Here is a 19,487-nt window from a genome sequence, read left to right on the forward strand (position 1 = left end):
TTCCCTTCCTGGAGAACTCCATGTACGCCGTCACCGACCCGACCACCGGGAAAGTCGTCGAGACCTACCCGACCGCCACCGACGCCGAGGTCGCGGCGGCCGTCGACGCCGCCCACGCCGCCACCGCCTGGGGCCGTGCCGGCACCGTGGCCGAACGTGCCGCGCTCCTTCGGCGCGTCGGCGACCTGCACACACAGCACCGCGACGCCCTCGCCGCGAGCATCGTGCGCGAGATGGGCAAGCCCCTCGCGGAGGCGGAGAGCGAGATAGGTTTCTGCACCGAGATCTACCACTACTACGCCGACCACGCCGAGGAGTTCCTCGCCGACGAGCCGGTCGACGTCACCTCGGGACCCGGCACCGCCGTCGTCCGGCGTGGCCCGGTGGGGGTCCTGCTCGGCATCATGCCGTGGAACTTCCCCGCCTACCAGGTGGCCCGCTTCGCCGCCCCGAACCTCGCCGTCGGCAACACCCTCGTCCTCAAGCACGCCCCGCAGTGCCCCGCCACGGCCGCGCTGCTGGAGCGCCTGTTCGCCGAGGCCGGCTTCCCGCCCGGGGCGTACGTCAACGTGTACGCCGGCAACGAGCAGATCGCCGACGTCATCGCCGACCCGAGGGTCCAGGGTGTGTCCCTCACGGGCTCCGAACGGGCCGGGGCCGCCGTCGCCGAGATCGCCGGACGGCACCTGAAGAAGGTCGTCCTCGAACTCGGCGGTTCCGACCCGTTCGTCGTGCTGTCCACCGACGACCTGGACGCCGTCGTCGAGGCCGCGGTGGCCGCCCGCCTCGACAACACCGGCCAGGCGTGCAACGCCGCCAAGCGGTTCGTGGTGGTCGAGGACCTGTACGACGCGTTCGTGGAGAAGTTCACCCTCCGGCTGTCGGCCTGCGCCACGGGGGCCCCGCTCGCCTCGGTCGCCGCGGCCGAGACCCTGGCCCGGCAGGTCGACGGCGCCGTCGCGGAGGGCGCCACGCTGCACAGTGCCGGCGAGCGGCACGGGGCCTACTTCCCCGCGGGCGTCCTCACCGGACTCACCACCCGCGACGCCGCGGCCCGCCAGGAACTCTTCGGGCCGGTCGCGATGGTCTTCTCCGCCACCGACGAGGACGACGCCGTCCGCATCGCCAACGACACCCCGTACGGCCTCGGCTCCTACGTCTTCACCACCGATCCCGCGCAGGCCGCGCGCGTCGCCGACCGTATCGAGGCCGGCATGGTCTTTGTGAACGGGGTGGGCGCGGAGGGTGCCGAACTGCCCTTCGGCGGTGTCAAGCGGTCCGGTTTCGGCCGCGAACTCGGCCGCCTCGGCATCGAGGAGTTCGTCAACAGGAAGCTCATCCGCACGGTGGGCTGAAAAACGCCGCGCGCCCGCACCGCCGGGGTGTGCAGGGCGGGCGGCTCGCATGAAGGGCTGCCGCCTGCGGGTTCGTGGGTCCAAAGGGCCGACGGCCGCCCGGACCCACACATCGGCCGACGCCGGTACCTCGGCGTGCGAGCCGGGGTGGGTGACCGCGGTGCGCGTCGGGTGCTCAGTATGTGTGGCCCGCGCGCAGCCAGTCGATGTACTCGGCCACGGCGCGTTCGGCGTCGTAGTCGGGCTGGTACCCGGTGTCCTGCCGGATACGGGTGATGTCGAGGTAGCTCCTGCGGCCGGATCCGCCGGTCGGCAGCTCGACCCGGGCGTCGGGGACGACCTTCTTGATCGCGGCGATGACCTCGGCGTTGGTCGTCGCGCGGCCTGACCCGACGTTGTAGGTGCGGTGGTTGAGGTGTTCGGAGAGCTGGAGGAGCGCGATCGCCCGGCCCGTGTCCTTGGCGTAGCACAGGTCGATCGCGTCCTCCGCGTACGCGGGCCCGGGAAGGGCGGAGAGGTCCGGCTCGGTTCCGCGGGCCGCGGCATGGACGAGTTCGGGGGCGGCGAAGAACAACGCGCCGTGGGGGTCTCGTGGTCCCCAGACGCCGGAGATGCGGTAGTTGACGACATCGATGCCGGTGGCGTCGGCCAGATGGGCGTTGAGAAGCTCGCCGATCTTCTTGAACGTGGGAATCACATGGAAGGAACTCATCGGCAGGGGCAGGTCCTCAGCGAGAGGGCCCTCGTCGGATACGCCGCCGTACACGCCGATCGTGCTCGCGACGCCCACGCGCCGTACCTCCCAGTCCCGGGCGGCTTGCAGCACGTTGAACAGGCCGCCCAGCGCCTTGCGTGCCGCTTCGACGGGCTGATCGGAGCTGGGGGGCCAGGGCATGGAACCCGTCGCGAGGTGCACGATGCCCGTGATCTTGTGACGTGCGCCGATGTCGAGCAGCGCCGGCAGGTCGGTGATGTCGCCTTGCTCCACCGTCACGTGTGCGGCGTCGAGGAAGGCCGGCACCTCGGCCTTCCGGCGCTGGAGCAGCACGCAGTCCTCGCCCCTGTCCAGGAGCGCCCGCACGGTGTGGGAGCCGATGAAACCGAGACCTCCGGTGACCAAGATCATCTCTGTACTCTCCTGACGTCCGACTCTAAGCGGATCCTTGTTCCGGAAAAAATGATACGGAGCGTCGTTCCGCTTTGTCAACGACGGCACAACGGTCTTTTGACCCCCGCGTCCTGCTACCAGGACTCGGGGCGCCCGTAAGGCTCCCACCAGCTGGTCAGCCCCCATATCCCGAGGGCCAGCGCGCCGGCCGCTGCGACCGCCGCCGGCCACGGTCGCCGGCACCAGCGCAGCGTCAGGAGCCAGGCGGCCAGCGGTACGACGGCGCCGCCCACCGCGATGAGAGGGAGGTCGATGTAGAGGACTCTCAGGTCACGCCGCGCCTGCTCGAATCCGCCCTCTATGTTGACCCGAGCCATCGGTGCCCAGCTGACCACCGCCACAGCGGCACCGAAAGCCGCCACCAGCAGGCCGACGCATCCCTTGCCTTGTTCCTTCACAGTCGTCTGGGACGCGCCGGGCCGCGATCAAGTTCCCGCGGGCGGGCACGAGTCGGTGCCGTCGTCCGGCGATCATCCCGAACTGGCTGGTGGGGCGGGAGCGTTCGGACGTAGGTTGGGCGGGAACGGTCCACGCCCCGGCTGAAAGACGGACACGACTCATGACCGACCCCGCGACGACACCCGGCCCGGCGGCGCGCTCCACGATCGACACGTCCGTGCCGCACTCCGCCCGGATCTGGAACTACTGGCTCGGCGGCAAGGACAACTACCCCGTCGACGCACCGCACAGGTGTGGCTGATCGACAAACAGGGGCTGCTCACCCGTGACATGACCGAGCTGCGCGACTTCCAGCGGCCCTACGCACGCGACCCCGCGGACATCGCGGACTGGACGAGGGACGACCGCGGTATCTCGCTGCTGGAAACCGTCCGGCGGGCCCGGCCGACCATCCTGCTGGGCACCTCCACCGTGCACGGGGCGTTCACCCGCGAGGTCGTCGAGACCATGACGGCGGTCACCGAGCGGCCGATCGTCTTCCCGATCTCCAACCCCACCTCCCGCATCGAGGCCATGCCCGCCGGGGGTGGGCCTCGGCACCATCGTCTCCGGTGCCTCCCATGTGACCGCGGGCATGCTGCTCGCCGCCGCGCAGGCGGTCGCGGACCAGGTCGATCCGACCGGAGCGGGCGGCTGCCTGCTGCCGCCGGTGGAAGACCTCCGGCGGTCGTCGGCGATCACCGCGACCGCCGTGGTCCAGGCCGCGATCGACGGGGGCGGGGCGACCGCCAAGCCCGCCGACCCGGGCCGGGCCGTCCGGGAGGCCATGTGGGAGCCGGTCTACGGCGACGGGGTGACATCGTGACCGCGCGGCGCTCCGGCCCGGACCGGACCGAGGAGGACCAGGCCCCGAAGGTCCTCGACCTCCCCGTCGGTTCGGTCCGGTGGCACGGATGAACCGGGCCGGGCAACGGCGGCCGGTCACGGGGGCGTTCAGACGGTGCGGGAGCGCAGGCGGCGCAGCATGCGGGCGTCCTGGAAGCCGACGGTGCGGGCCGCGGCATCGACCGTCGTGCCCTGGCCGATGAGGTGTTCGGCGCGTTCGAGGCGGAGGGTCTGCTGGTAGCGCAGTGGGGTGAGGCCGGTGGCGCGGCCGAAGAGCCGGGTGAGGGTGCGCTCGCTCACGCCGACGGCCGCGGCCAGGGCGTGCAGCGGAAGCGGTCGGTCGAAGCCGGCGTCGATGATGTCCTGGGCGCGGTGCACGGTGTCGTCGAGATGGGAGCGGTGCCGGAACATCGCGCTGGACTGCTGCTCGTGCCCGTTGCGGCGGGCGTAGACGACCATGTCCCGGGCCACCCGGGCCGCGGCGGCCGGGCCGTGCCGGGTCGCCACCAGGTGCAGGGCCAGATCGATGCCGCTGGCGATGCCCGCCGAGGTGATCACCCGGTCGTCGGCGGTGAACAGGACGTCGCGGACGACGGTCGCCCGGGGGTGGCGCAGGGCCAGTTCGTCCTGCACGTCGTGGTGGGTGGTGCAGCGTCGGCCGTCGAGCAGACCGGCCCGGCCCAGAGCCTCGGCTCCGGCGCAGACGCTGGCCACCGTCCCGCCCCCGGCATGATGGTCGCGCAGCACCCGCAGGGAGGCGTCGGCGATGGCGGGGCTTCGGGCCAGGGTCGTCGCCCGCCAGCCGGGCACCACGATCAGGTCGTCCGGCCCCAGGTCGGGCCAGTCGAGCCGGGCCACTAGCGGCAGGCCCTGCGCGGTCGGGATCTGGGGCTGTTCGGCGACGTAGGCAAGTGTGTAGGGGTGCCCGAGGTCGGCGGCCGTGGAGAACACCTGCGCCGGGCCGGCCAGGTCGAGCACATGGACTTCGGGCACCAGGAAGAAGACGACATGGGTCACGATCCGGTCATCATGCCCGACGTGCTGCCGCCGCTTCCAGTCGGTCGATCGTGGCGAGGGTGGCGAAGCGTCCGGCGAGGGCGTATTCCGTGCGTCGTACGACCTCTTCGGCGGGCAGGGTCCGTGGGTCGGCGAGCAGTTCGGCGACGCTCCGGTCGGCGGGGGCATCGGGGTGTGCGATGGGGTTGGTCGCGGTCGCGTCGGTGACGAAGGTGACCCGGTAGCCGAGGTCGCTCGCCACGCGGGTGGTGGTCTCCACGCACTGCTCGGTGCGGATGCCGCACACGGTCAGGTCGCGGATGCCGTGCTCGGTGAGGAGTTGCTGCAGGTTGGTGGTGGTGAAGGCGTTGTGCGAGGTCTTGTGGATCAGCGGCTCGCCGTCGGCTCGTTCGAGTCCTTCCATGAGCCGGACGTGGCCGAGTGCCGGGTCGAAGACATCGCCGCTGCCGGGCTCGGCGTGCAGGACCCACACGACCAGGTCCCCTTGTTGCCGGGACAGCCGGACCAGACGGTTCACCTTGTCGGCGATCTTAGGGTCGGAGATGGTCTCCCACAGCGGGCGGGCGCGGAAGGACTCCTGGACGTCGATGACGATCAGTGCTCGGGTCATGCCTCAAGCGTCCGGTGTCCGAGGAGGCCGGCGACAGACCGCATCAGGTCCGGCAGCGGACCGATCCGGTCACCCGTGGCTGCGCTGCGGTACGGCGGGCCGGCGGGCCGGGGCGGGCCCCTCAGTGCCGGCGGTCCCAACGAACCCACAGGGCGGGCGGTTTACGGAAGACCAGGCCGCGGACGGTGGACGGGCGGTCGGGGTCGGGGCGCAGGCCGTCGAGGCGGTCGAGGCAGGCGCGCAGGGCCGTCCGGGTCTCCAGACGGGCCAGATGGGCGCCCAGGCAGTAGTGCGGACCGTGCGCGAAGGCGAGGTGCTGCCGGGAGTTGGGGCGGCGAAGATCGAAGCGGTCGGGGTCGGGAAACACGTCCGGGTCCCGGTTGGCGGCCGCCAGCGACACGGTGACCAGGTCGCCCCGGTGAATGTCCGCGCCGGCCAGCCGCACGTCCCGGGTGGCGTACCGGTCGACCACGGCGGCGGCCGGTTCCAGCCGCAGGGACTCCTCGATCGCGTTGTCCAGCAGCTCCGGTTCCACCCGCAGTTCCGCCGGCCGCCGTGGCGCGTGCAGGAGGTGGAACAGGAGGTTGGTGATCATCGCCTCGGTCGTCTCGATCCCGCCGAACAGCAGGATGGCCGCGTTGCCGGCCAGGTCCGGCAGGTCCAGGTCCCGGGCGGCGGTGACCAGCAGGGACCGGGGTGATCCGGCGTCCACCGTGGCGGCGACGGCTTCCCGCAGCGCCGCGTAGGCGGCGGGGCCCTCGGCACCGGCGGGACGTCCTTCGGTCAGCTCGTGCACGCAGTGCACGATGGCCTCGTACCAGCTCAGTACCCGGTCGACGGGAACACCGTCCAGGCCCAGGGCCCGCGCCATGGTCCTGGCGGCCAGCGGTCCGGCGAACTCCCGCCGCAGTTCGGCCTCCCCCCGTCCTTCGAGGCCGTCCAGCAGCCGGTCGGTCTCGTGCCGCACGGTGTCCGCGAAGGAGTCCCGCACCGCCGCGGGACGGAAGGGGTCGGTGAACGGCTCACGGTGGCGGGCGTGTTCGGCACCGTCGAGGGAGAGCATGCTGGGGCCCGTGATCCGCGCGGTGGTGAACCGGGGGTCGTCCACGGTGAACGTCTGCGCGTCCCGCATCACGGCGAGCGCCGGGGCGCGTGAGGTGACCATCCATCCGCCCAGCGCCGCAAGCCACGCCACCGGTGCGGTGCCCCTCAGCCGGGCCAGATGCGGATGGGGGTCCTCGGCCAGCTGAGCGAGCGTGATCATGCCGCCAGACTAGGGCACCGAGGCCGCAGCCCCCGGGGACCGGGGCTCTCGCGGATCGGTCGAGGGCCGGTGCGCGATGCGTCGCAGGCGGGCCACGGGTGTCCGGGCGCGCCCTCCGGCCGGGCGACGGGTCATGGGCGAGTCTCCGCGCCCGCCGCCGCCTCGGTCCGGCGACGATCAGCGCGGCCGTCGCCGGGTACGGTGGCGCGGCCCACGCGAAGGCGGTGCCGTGCGAGGTCGCCGAGCCGGCCGCCGCGTGGGCGCCGTAGCGGCACGGTGGCCATGTCGGTGCCCCGGCCGCGAGCGAGGTCGGGGTGGCCCGGCGTTCGTCGTCGATGCGCGGCCGACGCGGGTGCGCGGGGCTGTTCGTGGTCCGCCCGTGTCAGATCGAGGGGGTCAGTTCCTGTTCCGCCCAGACGATCTTGCCGCCGGTCGTGAAGCGGGTGCCGTGCCGGTGGGACAGTCGCGCGACGAGGAACAGGCCACGACCGCCCTCGTCGGTGGCGCGGGCATGACGCATACGCGGAACCGTGTCGTTGGCGTCGAAGACCTCGCAGACCAGCACGTGGTGTCGGATCAGCCGCAGGGTGACCGGGCCCGCGCCGTACCGGACGGCGTTGGTGACCAGTTCACTGACGATCAGTTCGGTGGTGGGCGCCAGATGCTCAAGACCCCACTCTCTCAACCGGTCGGTGGCCAGCGTACGGGCGTGGCCGACGACGGCCGGATCCGCCGGCAGCTCCCAGGAGGCGATCCGGGACGGGCTGAGCGCATGCGTCCGGGCCAGCAGCAGGGTCGCGTCGTCGGACGGCGCTCGCACCGGCAGGGTGCCGACCACGGCCGAGCACAGCTCGTCCAGGGGACGGTCCGGCCGCGCCAGGGCGGCGCCCAGCCGGTCCATCCCCGCGTCGATGTCCGCGTCGCGCGTCTCGACCAGTCCGTCGGTGTAGAAGGCGAGCACGCAGCCCTCGGGCAGGTCAAGCTCCACGGCCTCGAAGGTGGCCATGCCGACGCCGAGCGGCAGGCCGGAAGGGAGGTCGGGGAAGCCGACCCGGCCGTCCGGCTGGACGATCGCGGGCGGCGGGTGCCCGGCCCGTGCCATCGTGCAGCGCCGGGTGACCGGATCGTAGACGGCGTACAGGCACGTCGCGCCCGCGACCGCGTCGGTCCGGGTGGGGTCGTCCAGGTCCTCCTCGGCGAGCCGGACGATGGTGTCGTCGAGCCGGGCCAGCAGCTCGTCGGGCGGCAGGTCCATGGCCGCGAGCGTGTGCACCGCGGTGCGCAGTCTGCCCATGGTCGCCGCGGCGTTGATGCCGTGCCCGACCACGTCGCCCACGACCAGGGCCACTCGGGCGCCGGACAGCGCGATGACGTCGAACCAGTCGCCGCCGACGCCGTCCTCCGTGTCGGCGGGCAGGTAGCGGGACGTCACGTCGACGGCGGCCCCGCCGAAGAGCCGGCGTGGCAGCAGGTTGCGCTGCAGCGCGAGGGCGGCCGCGCGTTCGCGGACGTACCGGCGGGCGTTGTCCAGGCTGAGCGCGGCGCGGGCGACGAGGTCCTCGGCGAAGAGCAGATCGTCCGCGTCGAACGGCGTGGGATCGTCGGCGCGGACGAACACCGCCACGCCCAGCACGGCACCGCGCGCGTGGATCGGCAGGATCATCAAGGAGTGCATCCCGAACCGGTGGATCTTCTCGCCCCGTCCCGGATCCTCATCGAGCCAGGTGCCGGCGGAGGTGTCCAGGACCGGTTCCAGGTGCGGCTTGCCGGAGGTCAGGACACGGGTGAAGGGCGAGGAGGCGGGGACGAAGACCGGTTCCCCGCGCGGCCAGAGGGATTCCGGGGCCCCTTCGTGGACCGATGCGACACCCGCCCGGCGGAAGGCCGGTATCCGCCCGCCCATCGCGCCGAGCCGGGCCTGCGACTCCTCGCCCAGTTGTACCGACTCCGCCAGATCGACGGTGACGTAGTCCGCGAGGAGCGGCACCGTGAAGTCGGCGAGTTCCTGCCCGGTGCGCATCACGTCGAGCGTGCTGCCGATCCTCGTGCCGGCCTCGCTGAGGATGCCCAGCCGCTCCCGCGCCCGCTGGCGGTCCGTCACATCGACGATCATGGCGCACACGCCGAGCGTGCCGCCTTCCGCGTCGTCCAGGCGGAAGAAGGAGGTCGAGAAGGCGTGCTCGCGGCGCGGGTCCGCGGGCAGGCTCAGCCGGTATTCGTGGTCGACCTTCGGGGCGCCGCTCGCCAGGACCTCGCGCATCACCGCCTCGACGGCGTCGGCCTCGCACCCCGGCAGCACCTCAGCTAGGCGCCGGCCCAGCCGCCGCTCGCGGGCGATGCCGTCCTGGGTCTCCAAGGCGTCGTTCACCCAGATGCAGCGCAACTCCCGGTCACGGACGGCGACGCCGATCGGCGCGCTGGCCAGAAGCGACTCCAGCGCCACTCCCTGCACCGGCGATGAGGTGGCTGAGGTGGCTGAGGTGACAGTCCGCCGGCCGGTCGCGGCGACGAGCCAGTGGGTCTCTGCGCCCCGGCCGGACAGCGGGGCAACCCGCACGTGCACGTCGAGTCGGCCGCCGTCGCGATGGCGGAGGCCGACGCGGCCGGACCAGCCGCCCTCGTCACGGCACCGCCGCGCGCCTGCCGATGCCTTCGCGCCGTCCTCGGACGCCGCCAGCAGTTCCGTGGCGGAGCGGCCGATCACGTCGTCGGCGGTGAAGCCGATGAGCCGCTCGGCGGACTGCGTCCAGCCGGCCACCGTGCCCTTCGCGTCGATCACCGCCACCGCGGTGTCGGGCACCGGCCCGGCCGGCCGCCCCGCTCCGCACCTGGTGATCGGCGCCGTGTCCTCACATATGGGCATCGCAGCCATCCCTTCTGCCGGGTGTCTCCCGGGCGGCGGGACCCGGCTCGCCCGTGTCGGCGATGCGATCGAGCCGGTCGCCGAGCGGTGCGCGCCCGGACCGCGTCAGGACCGTGCTTGCGCTCCCGAGCCGGGCCGGGACCCGGCTCGCGACGCCCTCCGGCGGCTCGGGCCGGCCCTCGCCCAGGGTGGTGATCGTGCGCAGTATGTGCTCGCGGGCGAGGGTCGCAAGGTCCGGGTCCCGCTCGGGCGGCAAAGTCGCGATCGGTGACGGCACGACTCCGGGTCCGTCGGGTCCTGGCCTGTCGCCGGTCAGGCGGCACAGCGTCGGCGGCCAGACCCCGCCGCGGCGCGCAGGATCCGTTCCGGCGTCCGCAACCCGAGCCAGCATAACGGGCATATTACCGTCGATAACATCTTTTTCTATGTCGTTGTTATCGTTTTACGGACTGTAGACCGTGGCCGGGGTGTCGTCGTCCAGGTCGTCGCGGAGCGCGGCGACGCAGAAGGCCACCATGGAGGCGAGCAGGAGCAGCGCGACCGGACCCCAGATCGCCGGGATCGCCCACATCGGCCAGTCGTTGGCGGCCTGCGCCCAGAGCGTCAGGATGGCGGCGGCGCCCAGGCCGACGCCGTGCCACCGCACCACGGCCGCGGCTCTCCCGTGCCGCCGGTTGCCCCGCGCGAACAGTGCCCACAGCCCTCCGACGAGGGCCGTCAGACCGAACGAGAAACAGGCGAGAGTCCCGCCGAACCGGTCCTCCGGCCACCCCACGGGCCCGGCGTACGTCTGCTGCCGCTGTCCGGCGGTGTCCCGTACCTCGACCACCTGCCCGTGCCAGATGACGCCGACGACCTTGTCGCCCGGCTCCATCTCCGACACCACCGGATCGGTCTGCGGGAATGTCACGTCCCACTGCTTGCCGGACGGCAGCAACAACTCGGCCTCCGGTGGATCGCCTTTCTTCCCGCGGTGCAAGTCGGCCTTGCGAACGGTGAATTCCTGCTTCCACAGGCAGCCCGACGCCACCACCGGTACCGAGGCGCAGGCCGGCGCGGCACGGTACTCCCGCTCGCGTTCCAGCGCTCCGGGTATCTCGTAGGCCATCGCCGCCCCGCCGCCGACGGCCAGAACCGCGAGCAACAGCCATGCGCCGGCCCGTAGCCCGTCCTGCCTTCCCGACCTCACCGTACGTTCCTCCCCTTAATGCCTCGTCAGCGCATTGGAACACGGGGGCCGAGCAGCGCCCAGGGCGGCCACCGGCAGCGCACCCGCCAACCGGATTGCCGGAACAAGGCAATGAGCGGAGCGGTCTGGCACAGATGCCCCGGGGAGCGGCGCGCGCCGTCCGGCGCCGCCTGCCCGGCTCGGCTACTTCGTCGGGAAGATGTCGAGTACGGCGTGTCCGTCGCGCAGTTCCGCCACGTGAAAACCCAGCCCGTTCAGGCTGCCCGTGCCACCCTCGCCGACCGACGTGGACAGGAACGTGCCGTCGCCCGAGGCCCGTACGACCACGGAACGCGCCGTGACGCTCGTGACCTCCAGCGAGCCCACCCCGAACCGGTCGTCGACCGGAATGCGCGTCGGCTGCTTCGTCACCACGATCCGGCAGCGCCCGTCGAAGCAGTCGGCGACATCGGTGCCGTCGGCGGCTCCCCCGGCGCGGGCGGGTGTGGAAGCCGCGGACGAGGGCGGCGGCTCGGCGCCCTCACCCGAGCCGCCGCGCCCCGGTCCGTCATCTGCCGCTCCGCCGCCCGACCCGCAGCCCACGACGGCCACCGCCATGCCCAGCCCCAGCACCGCCATGGCGCCCCGGTGCGCTCCGCTCCCCATCGTCCAGCCCCTCACCGCATGCCCGGCGCCCGTACGCACGGGCCTTTCACGGTCTTTCCGTTCCACGGTCCTCCTGCGGGCACACCACGGGGACGGGTCCCGAACACAAGGGCGCATCATGGCGGGCAGCACTCGCCGTCACGCGAGTACACCGATGTCTGCTCGCGCAGGTACGCCTAGGTGCCGGAGACCGAGCGGATCGGCTCGGACGGCTCACCGCTCCGACAACACGAGGGTGACCCCGAACCGACCAGGCGACCCGGGCGGGCGGCCCCGCCTGCGTTACGCTCCGGCGTTGTGAGCGAGGTCCGCGGAGAAGGAGCCGAACCGCACCCGGCGCGACCGCCTGCCGGACCGGAGGTGGCGCTGCGTCTGGCGGTGGTCCTGCTGGTCGCGGCCTCCGGGGCGGTGGAGGCCGTTTCCTTCACCGCACTCGACCATGTGTTCGCCGGGGTCATGACGAGCAACCTCGCGCTGCTCGGAATGGCGATCGGCCGGGGGCAGAACACGGGTGTGACGGCGGCACTGCTGGCGCTGGCGGGGTTCGGCCTGGGCGCCGCGGGGGTCGCGTGGCTCACACGGCGGCGCACGGGCGTGGTCACGCACTGGCCGGCACCGGTGATGCTCTGCCTGGGCGGCGAGGCCGTCCTGCTCGGCGTGGGCGCGGGGATCTGGGCCGCCGCCGACGGCGCGCCGGGGGACACGATGCGGGATGTCCTGCAGTTCGGTGCCGCGGCGGCCATGGGGATCCAGGCGGCGGCGATGGTGGCGGCAGGGCGGGCCGCGGCGCCCACCACCTATCTCACCGGCACGCTGGCCACGTACATCGTCAAGGGGGTGGGCGCGGCCCGCCCGGACCGGTGGGTGCCGGCCCGGCTGGGCGCCCTGATCGTGGGTGCGGGCGCGTGCATGGCACTCCTGCGGACGGCTCCGGCGTGGGCCGCCGTCCTTCCCGCCGTGCTGGTCCTGTGCGCACTCCTGACGGCCTGTCAGCCGCTGATCCGGGTGCGTCGCGCCCCGGCCGGGCAAGGCGCGGCCCCGGCGCCGCCGGGCTGAGGATCGAGCGCGGGCACGCGTCAGCGGGGCATGGCGGCCCCGTGCTGCCGCGGGCCGGCGGCGCTCAGCCGGCCCCGACCCGGACGGCCCGTACGGCGGCTTCACACAGGGCCCGGACGCCCTTGTCCGACTCTGCGAACGAGCGCGGCGCCCGCCAGGTCGGCGGAGCCGCCGGAGCGGATGCCGGCCGTCGGGGACAGCGGGGCCGCGCAGCGCAGATCGGCGGTGCCGCCGTGCGCGATCTCCCGGCAGGTGCCGCCGCGTTCGGCGAGGCAGAGGGCCTTGGTGACGCCGGCGACCTTCGGCGTCTCGGCCGTGGCCGATCCGACCGCGCCGGTTGCGACGACCGCGGCCTTCACAGCCTCGCCTCCCGTGGCCGGCCGGCCGTGGATGTCTCCGCCCGCACGGGCACGACGGCTTCGCCGGTGTACGCGAGGAAGGTCAGCGTCTCCTGGAAGTACAGCCGGATGGTCGTCTCGTCGTGCGACAGGTAGCCGATGGACAGGTCCTGGCCGATGCGCAGTTCGAAGTCCCCGCCGCGTTTCGACAGCAGGAAGGCGCCGTCGATGGCCGGCGCCCAGACGATGTCGCCGTCCAGAACCCGGGCGATGTGCTCGATCACCGGGTAGCCGTAGTCGGAGGTCTCGCTGACGGCGGTGTACGCCTCGGCGCTCAGCGCCAGCGCGTACGGGCCGCCGACGCCCGCGAGCCGCAGCGCTGTCAGGGCTTTGCTGACGACGTCCGGGTAGGCGCGTACCTCGGCGGACAGGGCCAGGGCGGCGTTGGACGAACTCTGCCGCAGTCCGGTGATGTCCGCCGCGGCATAGCCCTCGAACACGGCGCGGTCCTCGGCGAACGCGATCTTCCGAGCGGCGTCCTTGACCGGCTGCCAGTCCGCGTCCCTGGCGCCGCGCGCGACGTCGTCGACCTGCTGCCGGTCGACGGTGAACGGCACCCGCAGTTCCACGAGGGGCTGGAACCGGCGTACGCGCGCCGTGACCCCCTCGGCCGGCGCCGCCACGTCCGCGAGGTGGCCGCTGCCCACACCCGCCAGTTCGGTACCGCCCGGCTCGGGCACGTCGACGATCCGGCGGGCCGCGATGTGCCGTGTGAACGTGCGCCGTGCCTCGTCCTCCAGATCGGCCCACGCCGCGGCGGAGATGGGTGCAAGGTCCCGGTGCAGATTGTCCATCGTGCGGGCTCGCCTCCTGTCACGTCCTCAGATCACCGATGCCGAGGGAGCCGTCGGCGGCCGCCGACGGGAGCGCCGTCGCCATGGCCTCGGTCTCGTCGGCGCCGACGGTTTCGTCCGCACCGGCGGTTGTGTCCGCACCGACGGTCTCCTCGGCTTCGCCTGCGGTCGGCGGATCGGGGAGGTTGTCGAGAAAGTCAGTGGTGGGGACATGGAACAGCGACCCGGTCACCGGGGTGGAGAAGTCCAGGATCCGGTCGTGGGAGGCCGGCGGGTCGCCCAGGAACATGCGCTCAAGCATCCGCTCCGTCACGGCCGGGGTGCGGGCGTAGCCGATGAAGTAGGTGCCGAACTCGCCCTCCCCCACACTGCCGAAGGGCATGTTGTCGCGCAGGATCTCGTGCTTCGTGCCGTCCGGGTCCTCGATCGTGGTCAGCGCCACATGGGAGTCGGCCGGTTTGACGGCGTCGTCCAGTTCCACGTCGGACAGCTTCCGGCGCCCGATCGCCAACTCCTGTGCCTCGACCGGAAGGGCGTTCCACGCCTGGAGATCGTGCAGGTACTTCTGCACGATCACATAGCTGCCGCCGCTGAACGGCGGGTCCTCGTCACCGATCAGGACCGCCGCGTCCGCCGCGGGACCCGTCGGGTTCTCCGTGCCGTCGACGAACCCGAGCAGATCACGCACGTCGAAGTACTTGAAGCCATGGACCTCGTCGCGGGTGGTGACCACACCGCGCAGCCGTTCCATGATCTCGGCGGCCAGCGCGAAGCACAGGTCCAGCCGGGCCGCGCGGATGTGGAACAACAGGTCACCCGGGGTCGATACGGCGTGGTGCCGGGCGCCGGTCAACTCGCGGAAGGCGTGCAACTCGGCCGGGCGGGGGCCGGCGAACAGCCGGTCCCAGGCGGTGGAGCCGATGCCCGCGACCACGCTGAGCCGCCCGTCCTGTGACGCCCTGAAGCCGACCGCCCGCTGGAGCCCGGTCAGGTCCGACAACGTCTCCCGTACGACCGGCTCGCCGCCCTCGTCGATGGTCACGACCAGGAAGATCGCCGCGCTCGTGAGCGGCGACAACACGGGCTGGGGCACCGGCCCCTGGGAGTGTGCGGGCATGAAGGGCTCCCCTTCCTGACGGTCACGGACAGAGGTCGGCGATGATCGCGAACGGGGAGACACCTGCGCACATCTGCGTGCAGCGGCGGCGGCTCCGGCCTGCGGCGGCCCGGAATCCGCGCGCAGGCACTGACCCGATCGGGTGCTTCCGGGGCACTCATGTCACCGTATGGCCCAGCCCCGGCCCCCGCCACCGGCAGGTTGGGACGGACGGTCCTGCCCGGCCGGCGTCCCCGGCCCGGCGCCCCTGGTGTGCTCACCAGTAGTGACGACGGCCTCCGACCGCGTGTCCCACGGCACCGAGGATCCACAGGATCAGCCCGATCACCAGGAGGATGATCCCTATCGTCCACAGAAAGTGCAGGCTGGTGAGGAATCCCACGACCAGCAGAATGATCCCCAGAACAATCATGGTCACTCCCTCGGGGTTCGTTGTACGAACCTCATCGACCTCATGACCGCCGAATATCCCGTCCACCGGCGGCAAAACGGGACGGCGTCCATCACCCGGTCAGCGGTTTCGCGGCACCGACGACTCCGACGCCGCCTCGTCCCAGCTGCCGCCGCCACTGACCACGGGCGACCGGGTCAGTCCGACGATGCCCGCCGCCATGAGGGCGACACCCACCAGTTCGGGCAGCAGGCGCCAGCCCAGCGCGATGCTCTCCCCGAACAGCAGTCCGCCGAGGGCGACGCTGATCAGGGCGTCCCCCAGCGTCAGGGCCGGCTGGGAGACGGCCAGGGTGCCGGCCCGCAGCGTCCACTGGAGCAGCAGCACGCTCAGCAGACCGGTGGTGGCGGCGGCGTAGGTGTGCCACGTGGTGAGGACCGCGGCGGGTCCGCCCGGGAAGCGCGCGGTCACCTCCTTGATGAGCGCGGCCGTGACCGCGAAGCACGCGGCGGTCGCGGTGCCGAGCGTGGCGGCCTGCGGCGGGCCGCGCAGCCGCAGGGCAGCCGCCAGCAGAACGGCGACACAGCACGCAAGACCGCCGCCGACCAGGAGCCAGCGCCAGTCATCGGCCCGTTCCCCGCCCTGGGACGGGGACGCGCTGAGCAGGAAGACCGCCAGACCGACGGCGAGCATCACGAAGGGGCGCCAGGTCCGGGCGCCGGGCGAGTGCCGGAACACCACCGCACCGATGAGCAGGGTGAACAGCAGCTCGCTGGCCAGAAGGGGCTGCACGACCGACAGTTCCCCGGCGTCCAGGGCGATGACCTGGAAGACCGCGGACAGCAGCATGGCCATCGCGCCGGCCCACCAGAAAGGACGCCTCAGCAGCCCCGCCAGCCGGGCGATCGCCGCCTTCGCGCCCCGGCCGCGGACCTCGTCCGGCTGGACCGCGGCCCTGCGCTGCAGGACGGACGCCGCCGCGTTGCACAGCGCGGACAGCAGGGCCGTGACGACGGTGAGCACGTTCATGCGGATGCCTGTCGTTCGCGGGAAGCCCCGACGAGCGGCCACCGCACAGCCGGTGGGCGAGCAGAAGCCGGCGGCACGAACACAGTGGTAACCGCCGTGCGCGGGGATAAACCTGCCCGCTGTGGCTACGCACGACGGGTGGATACCGACCGGCCCCCGTTTGGCGGCCGGTCGTGCGGATACCTGTGACCCACTGTGCGATACAAGGTGACCATGCCGCATATGTGTCCGTGCCCGCGTCCGTGCCTGTCGGATCCCTGCCCGTCGCCGCACCCCGCCGTGCCCGGGCGGGGCGCCGCCGAACCGGTGCGGCGCCGGCTGTGAGCCGTCTGCTGGTGGTCAGCGCGAGCATGGGGGCGGGCCATGACGCGGTGGCGGTCGAGCTGGCGCGGCGTCTGCGCACGGCCGGACACGAGGCGCTGCACACGGACGTACTGGAGCTGCTGCCCGCCCGTATCGGAGCGGGGTTGCGCGGCTTCTACCGCTCGTCGATCCGGCACGCCCCCCTGGTGTACGCGGGCATCTACGCCGCCTTCTTCCGTGCCGACGACGGCCCGCGGCCGGGCAGCGCCCCGCTCGCCGCGCTCGCCGAGGACCGGTTGCGCACCGAGGTGGCACACGGTCACGCCGACGCGGTCGTCGCGGTCTTCCATCTCGCCGCACAGCTGACCGGCCGGATGCGCACCCGCGGACGGCTCACGGTCCCCAGCGCGGTGGTGATCACCGACTTCGCGGTGCACCGGCAGTGGCTGCACCGGGGGAACGACCTCCACCTCTGTCTCACCGAGGAGATCGCCCAGGACGTACGGCTGCGCCTCGGACGGCCCGCCACCGCGTGCGGTCCGCTGCTGCCGGACCGCTTCCGCCCGCACCCGGTGGGCGAGTCGTCCTGGCGGCGCCGGCTCGCCGACTCCGCCGGGCACCGCGCGCCCGTGCTGCTGTCCGCCGGGGCGTGGGGGGTCGGGAGCCGGCTGGGCGCGACGGCCCGGCTGCTGTCCCGCGCCGGGTACCTGCCGGTCGCCCTGTGCGGGCGGAACGAGCGGCTGCGCGGCGCCCTGGCGAAGGTGCCGGGGACGGTCGCCCTGGGCTGGGTGGCCGACATGCCGGGCCTGATCGCGGCCTGTTCCGCCGTGGTCGACAACGCCGCGGGGCAGACCGCGCTGGAAGCGCTCGCCGTCGGTGTCCCGGTCATCGGGTACCGTCCGATTCCCGGCCACGGCGCCGAGGGCGTGCACCGGATGGCGGCGCTCGGCCTGACCGAGTACGCGGACGACGCGCGGCAGTTGGTGCGGGCCCTGGACCGCCTCGGCTCGGGCGGCTCGGTGCCCGGTCGCCGCCTGGTCCGGGGGGATGTCGTCCATCCGCTGGAGCGGCTGACCGCCCACGGGAGGACGGACCGGTCCACCGGCAACGCCTGACGCCGGGATCGCGGCGGCAACCGGATCGAGCGAGACCCGGCCCCGCCACGTACCGAATCACCGGAAACCAACGCCGATGCCCCGCCATCCGCCCCTGACACCCACCACCCCCGCACCAGGCGTACGCACCCGGCTCACCACCCGCGCTCGCGGCGGCAACCGGAACGGACGAGTACCCGGCCCTGCCACGTACCGAATCACCGGAAACCAACGCCGATGCCCGGCCATCTGCCCCTGATGACCGCCGCTCCCGCATCGGGCGTACGCACCGGGCTGGCCACGCCGTGCTCGCCGAGCGGGCCCACCGTCAGGCCCGCCGCCCGGCACGCCCCCACGAGTGCGGGCAGGGCGGCCAGCGTTGCCCGCCAGCACCCCGGTGCCGCATGGCGGTCGGTGTCGTGCAGCAGCACCGTGCCCCCGCCCCGCAGGTCGGCCAGTACGGTCGCGGCCACAGACCGCGCGGTGGTGTCGCCGGTCCAGTCGCGGCCCCAGGCCGTCCACAGGACCGGGCGCAGTCCGGTGCGGCGTGCGGCCAGCAGCCGGTCGCCGGTCAGGATGCCGTACGGCGGCCGGTACCAGATGGGGGCGGTGCCGGACACCTGCGCCACCGTGTGCGCGGCTCGTGCGAGCAGCCGGGTCTCCCGGCGCGGAGCGGGCCGCCAGGGGCGGTTGTGCGTCCAGCCGTGGACGGCGAGTTCATGACCGCGCCGGACGATGTCCCGGCTCAGCCGCCCGTGGCCCAGCACCTGCTCGCCCAGCACGAAGAACGTGGCACGGACCGCCAGTTCGTCGAGGGCGGCCAGGAAGGCGGGGGTGGAACGGGGATCGGGACCGTCGTCGAAGGTGAGCGCCACATGGTCCGCGGCGCCCTTGCCCGCCAGCACGGGCAGCAGGGCGCGTCGCGGACCGGGCAGCCAGGTTCCGGCCGGCCCGATGTGGGCGGCGGCGACGAGCGCAGGGACGGCGAGCGCCCTGCTGAACAACCGGCCCCAGTGGATGTCGTCCGGCACGTCCGTCTCCCTTCACAGCCCCGCGCGGTCGTCCGGCCCCAACGCGGCTCCCGCGCGGGCGCCGTCGCGCCGTCGCGCCGTCAACCGAAGCGGCCCGCCAGCCACCGGTATGTGGTGGGTGCCAGGGCGCGCAACGCGATCGGCACCCGGAGCCAGCCGGGCACGAACACCTCGGGCTGGTCCCGGCGTACCGCCGTGACGACCGCGGCGGCCACCCGCTCGGGCGGCACCGGACGCGGGCGGGTACGCGCGTAGGGCACCCCCCTCCGGGCGAAGAACGGGGTGTCCACCACGCCGGGCACGACATGGGTCACCCGCACACCGGTGCCCTTCAACTCGTAGCGCAACGCGTCCGCGAAGGCACCGAGGCCCGCCTTCGCCGCGGAGTACACCGCTTCCTCGCGCACGCCGACGCATCCCGCGACGGAACCGATCAGCACGAGCCGGCCCTGACGCCGCGCCGTCATGTGGGGCAGCATCAGCCGGACCAGGTGCACCACCGAGACCAGGTCCACGGTGAGCACACGGTCCACCTCGTCGGCGGGCATCGAGGCGCACGGCCCGGCCCAGCCCACCCCCGCCGCGGCGACGAGCAGATCGATGTCCTGTGCCTTCCCGAAGGCGCGATGGGCCAGTTGCCGAGGGCCGTCGGCGGCGGCCAGGTCACAGGGAATCGCGACGGCGGACGTCTCACGCGCCACCGTGTCCAGCCGGGCGCGGTCACGTCCGGAGACCAGCAGCTCCCATCCCTCGGTCGCCAGGGAGCGTGCGACGGCCGCCCCGATCCCGGAAGAGGCACCCGTCACCAGCGCCACGCCCGCCGTGGGTACGGTGCCCGATGCGCGGGTGGTCGGCCCCGTGTACGGATCCATCGTGGCG

At 73.0% G+C, this 19,487-nt stretch carries 19 protein-coding genes and 2 pseudogenes; 5 read left to right on the forward strand and 16 right to left on the reverse strand.

Annotated elements, in window-relative coordinates; genetic code table 11:
- The first annotated feature begins 20 nt into the window (after nucleotides 1-20).
- The gene (locus ACFYTE_RS16405) at nucleotides 21-1,355 is read left to right on the forward strand and encodes an NAD-dependent succinate-semialdehyde dehydrogenase (RefSeq protein ID WP_388710079.1); all 1,335 of its coding nucleotides are present in this window, start codon (nucleotides 21-23) and stop codon (nucleotides 1,353-1,355) included.
- A gap of 175 nt (nucleotides 1,356-1,530) precedes the next feature.
- Here the strand turns inward: ACFYTE_RS16405 and ACFYTE_RS16410 are convergent, their stop codons facing one another.
- Complete coding sequence (locus ACFYTE_RS16410; protein ID WP_388710081.1) at nucleotides 1,531-2,481, reverse strand: NAD-dependent epimerase/dehydratase family protein; 951 nt, start codon at nucleotides 2,479-2,481, stop codon at nucleotides 1,531-1,533.
- A gap of 116 nt (nucleotides 2,482-2,597) precedes the next feature.
- The gene (locus tag ACFYTE_RS16415) at nucleotides 2,598-2,921 is read right to left on the reverse strand and encodes a hypothetical protein (RefSeq protein WP_388710083.1); all 324 of its coding nucleotides are present in this window, start codon (nucleotides 2,919-2,921) and stop codon (nucleotides 2,598-2,600) included.
- 161 nt (nucleotides 2,922-3,082) lie between these two features.
- Here ACFYTE_RS16415 and ACFYTE_RS16420 point away from each other — a divergent pair.
- Nucleotides 3,083-3,202: pseudogene (locus ACFYTE_RS16420) on the forward strand (SAM-dependent methyltransferase); the annotation flags it as partial.
- 11 nt (nucleotides 3,203-3,213) lie between these two features.
- A pseudogene (locus ACFYTE_RS16425) lies at nucleotides 3,214-3,787 on the forward strand (malic enzyme-like NAD(P)-binding protein).
- Nucleotides 3,788-3,915: 128 nt separating this feature from the next.
- On the opposite strand, the gene ACFYTE_RS16430 reads toward ACFYTE_RS16425, so the two are convergent.
- The 7 genes from ACFYTE_RS16430 to ACFYTE_RS16460 all read right to left on the reverse strand — a co-directional run bounded on the left by ACFYTE_RS16430 (nucleotide 3,916) and on the right by ACFYTE_RS16460 (nucleotide 11,395).
- Nucleotides 3,916-4,824 (reverse strand): GlxA family transcriptional regulator, encoded by a 909-nt coding sequence (locus ACFYTE_RS16430; protein ID WP_388710085.1) that lies wholly within the window; start codon nucleotides 4,822-4,824, stop codon nucleotides 3,916-3,918.
- Nucleotides 4,825-4,834: 10 nt separating this feature from the next.
- Nucleotides 4,835-5,434, reverse strand: a complete 600-nt coding sequence (locus ACFYTE_RS16435; protein WP_388710087.1) for a cysteine hydrolase family protein — start codon at nucleotides 5,432-5,434, stop codon at nucleotides 4,835-4,837.
- A 121-nt stretch (nucleotides 5,435-5,555) separates the two neighbouring features.
- Nucleotides 5,556-6,698: a cytochrome P450 gene (locus tag ACFYTE_RS16440; RefSeq protein WP_388710089.1), complete on the reverse strand. Its 1,143-nt coding sequence runs from the start codon at nucleotides 6,696-6,698 to the stop codon at nucleotides 5,556-5,558.
- A 382-nt stretch (nucleotides 6,699-7,080) separates the two neighbouring features.
- Complete coding sequence (locus ACFYTE_RS16445; RefSeq protein WP_388710091.1) at nucleotides 7,081-9,561, reverse strand: SpoIIE family protein phosphatase; 2,481 nt, start codon at nucleotides 9,559-9,561, stop codon at nucleotides 7,081-7,083.
- Nucleotides 9,548-9,838 (reverse strand): hypothetical protein, encoded by a 291-nt coding sequence (locus tag ACFYTE_RS16450; RefSeq protein ID WP_388710092.1) that lies wholly within the window; start codon nucleotides 9,836-9,838, stop codon nucleotides 9,548-9,550. The genes ACFYTE_RS16445 and ACFYTE_RS16450 overlap by 14 nt, the downstream gene beginning before the upstream one ends.
- Nucleotides 9,839-10,003: 165 nt before the next feature.
- Nucleotides 10,004-10,750, reverse strand: a complete 747-nt coding sequence (locus tag ACFYTE_RS16455) for a hypothetical protein (RefSeq protein WP_388710094.1) — start codon at nucleotides 10,748-10,750, stop codon at nucleotides 10,004-10,006.
- A gap of 183 nt (nucleotides 10,751-10,933) precedes the next feature.
- A complete protein-coding gene (locus ACFYTE_RS16460; RefSeq protein WP_388710096.1) occupies nucleotides 10,934-11,395 on the reverse strand; it encodes a hypothetical protein in 462 nt (153 codons plus the stop codon).
- Nucleotides 11,396-11,692: 297 nt separating this feature from the next.
- On the opposite strand from ACFYTE_RS16460, the gene ACFYTE_RS16465 reads away from it, so the two are divergent.
- Nucleotides 11,693-12,451, forward strand: a complete 759-nt coding sequence (locus ACFYTE_RS16465; RefSeq protein ID WP_388710098.1) for a DUF1275 family protein — start codon at nucleotides 11,693-11,695, stop codon at nucleotides 12,449-12,451.
- A gap of 101 nt (nucleotides 12,452-12,552) precedes the next feature.
- Here the strand turns inward: ACFYTE_RS16465 and ACFYTE_RS16470 are convergent, their stop codons facing one another.
- From ACFYTE_RS16470 to ACFYTE_RS16490, 5 genes are all read right to left on the reverse strand, one after another.
- On the reverse strand, nucleotides 12,553-12,810 hold the full coding sequence (locus tag ACFYTE_RS16470; RefSeq protein ID WP_388710100.1) for a hypothetical protein: 258 nt from the start codon (nucleotides 12,808-12,810) through the stop codon (nucleotides 12,553-12,555).
- Nucleotides 12,807-13,643, reverse strand: a complete 837-nt coding sequence (locus ACFYTE_RS16475) for a family 1 encapsulin nanocompartment shell protein (RefSeq protein ID WP_388710102.1) — start codon at nucleotides 13,641-13,643, stop codon at nucleotides 12,807-12,809. The genes ACFYTE_RS16470 and ACFYTE_RS16475 overlap by 4 nt, the downstream gene beginning before the upstream one ends.
- A 19-nt stretch (nucleotides 13,644-13,662) precedes the next feature.
- Nucleotides 13,663-14,760: a Dyp-type peroxidase gene (locus tag ACFYTE_RS16480; RefSeq protein ID WP_388710103.1), complete on the reverse strand. Its 1,098-nt coding sequence runs from the start codon at nucleotides 14,758-14,760 to the stop codon at nucleotides 13,663-13,665.
- A gap of 256 nt (nucleotides 14,761-15,016) precedes the next feature.
- Complete coding sequence (locus tag ACFYTE_RS16485) at nucleotides 15,017-15,172, reverse strand: DUF6131 family protein (RefSeq protein WP_388710105.1); 156 nt, start codon at nucleotides 15,170-15,172, stop codon at nucleotides 15,017-15,019.
- 99 nt (nucleotides 15,173-15,271) lie between these two features.
- Nucleotides 15,272-16,180 (reverse strand): DMT family transporter, encoded by a 909-nt coding sequence (locus ACFYTE_RS16490; protein WP_388710107.1) that lies wholly within the window; start codon nucleotides 16,178-16,180, stop codon nucleotides 15,272-15,274.
- Between the two features lie 350 nt (nucleotides 16,181-16,530).
- Here ACFYTE_RS16490 and ACFYTE_RS16495 point away from each other — a divergent pair, with 350 nt between their 5' ends.
- Complete coding sequence (locus ACFYTE_RS16495) at nucleotides 16,531-17,598, forward strand: galactosyldiacylglycerol synthase (RefSeq protein ID WP_388710172.1); 1,068 nt, start codon at nucleotides 16,531-16,533, stop codon at nucleotides 17,596-17,598.
- Between the two features lie 197 nt (nucleotides 17,599-17,795).
- Here ACFYTE_RS16495 and ACFYTE_RS16500 read toward each other — a convergent pair whose 3' ends face one another.
- Together ACFYTE_RS16500 and ACFYTE_RS16505 are read right to left on the reverse strand one after the other, a co-directional pair.
- A complete protein-coding gene (locus ACFYTE_RS16500) occupies nucleotides 17,796-18,608 on the reverse strand; it encodes a polysaccharide deacetylase family protein (protein ID WP_388710109.1) in 813 nt (270 codons plus the stop codon).
- An 80-nt stretch (nucleotides 18,609-18,688) separates the two neighbouring features.
- The gene (locus ACFYTE_RS16505) at nucleotides 18,689-19,480 is read right to left on the reverse strand and encodes an SDR family NAD(P)-dependent oxidoreductase (protein WP_388710174.1); all 792 of its coding nucleotides are present in this window, start codon (nucleotides 19,478-19,480) and stop codon (nucleotides 18,689-18,691) included.
- Nucleotides 19,481-19,487: the final 7 nt, after the last annotated feature.

It is taken from the genome of Streptomyces sp. NPDC004629, from assembly GCF_042873595.1.
Taxonomy (GTDB): domain Bacteria; phylum Actinomycetota; class Actinomycetes; order Streptomycetales; family Streptomycetaceae; genus Streptomyces.

Coding starts and splice junctions, on each gene's coding strand:
- ACFYTE_RS16485 (WP_388710105.1), bottom strand. CDS start 15,172: ATGATTGTTCTGGGGATCATTCTGCTGGTCGTGGGATTCCTCACCAGC.
- ACFYTE_RS16495 (WP_388710172.1), top strand. CDS start 16,531: ATGGGGGCGGGCCATGACGCGGTGGCGGTCGAGCTGGCGCGGCGTCTG.
- ACFYTE_RS16410 (WP_388710081.1), bottom strand. CDS start 2,481: ATGATCTTGGTCACCGGAGGTCTCGGTTTCATCGGCTCCCACACCGTG.
- ACFYTE_RS16475 (WP_388710102.1), bottom strand. CDS start 13,643: ATGGACAATCTGCACCGGGACCTTGCACCCATCTCCGCCGCGGCGTGG.
- ACFYTE_RS16440 (WP_388710089.1), bottom strand. CDS start 6,698: ATGATCACGCTCGCTCAGCTGGCCGAGGACCCCCATCCGCATCTGGCC.
- ACFYTE_RS16445 (WP_388710091.1), bottom strand. CDS start 9,561: ATGCCCATATGTGAGGACACGGCGCCGATCACCAGGTGCGGAGCGGGG.
- ACFYTE_RS16460 (WP_388710096.1), bottom strand. CDS start 11,395: ATGGGGAGCGGAGCGCACCGGGGCGCCATGGCGGTGCTGGGGCTGGGC.
- ACFYTE_RS16480 (WP_388710103.1), bottom strand. CDS start 14,760: ATGCCCGCACACTCCCAGGGGCCGGTGCCCCAGCCCGTGTTGTCGCCG.
- ACFYTE_RS16505 (WP_388710174.1), bottom strand. CDS start 19,480: ATGGATCCGTACACGGGGCCGACCACCCGCGCATCGGGCACCGTACCC.
- ACFYTE_RS16435 (WP_388710087.1), bottom strand. CDS start 5,434: ATGACCCGAGCACTGATCGTCATCGACGTCCAGGAGTCCTTCCGCGCC.
- ACFYTE_RS16490 (WP_388710107.1), bottom strand. CDS start 16,180: ATGAACGTGCTCACCGTCGTCACGGCCCTGCTGTCCGCGCTGTGCAAC.
- ACFYTE_RS16405 (WP_388710079.1), top strand. CDS start 21: ATGTACGCCGTCACCGACCCGACCACCGGGAAAGTCGTCGAGACCTAC.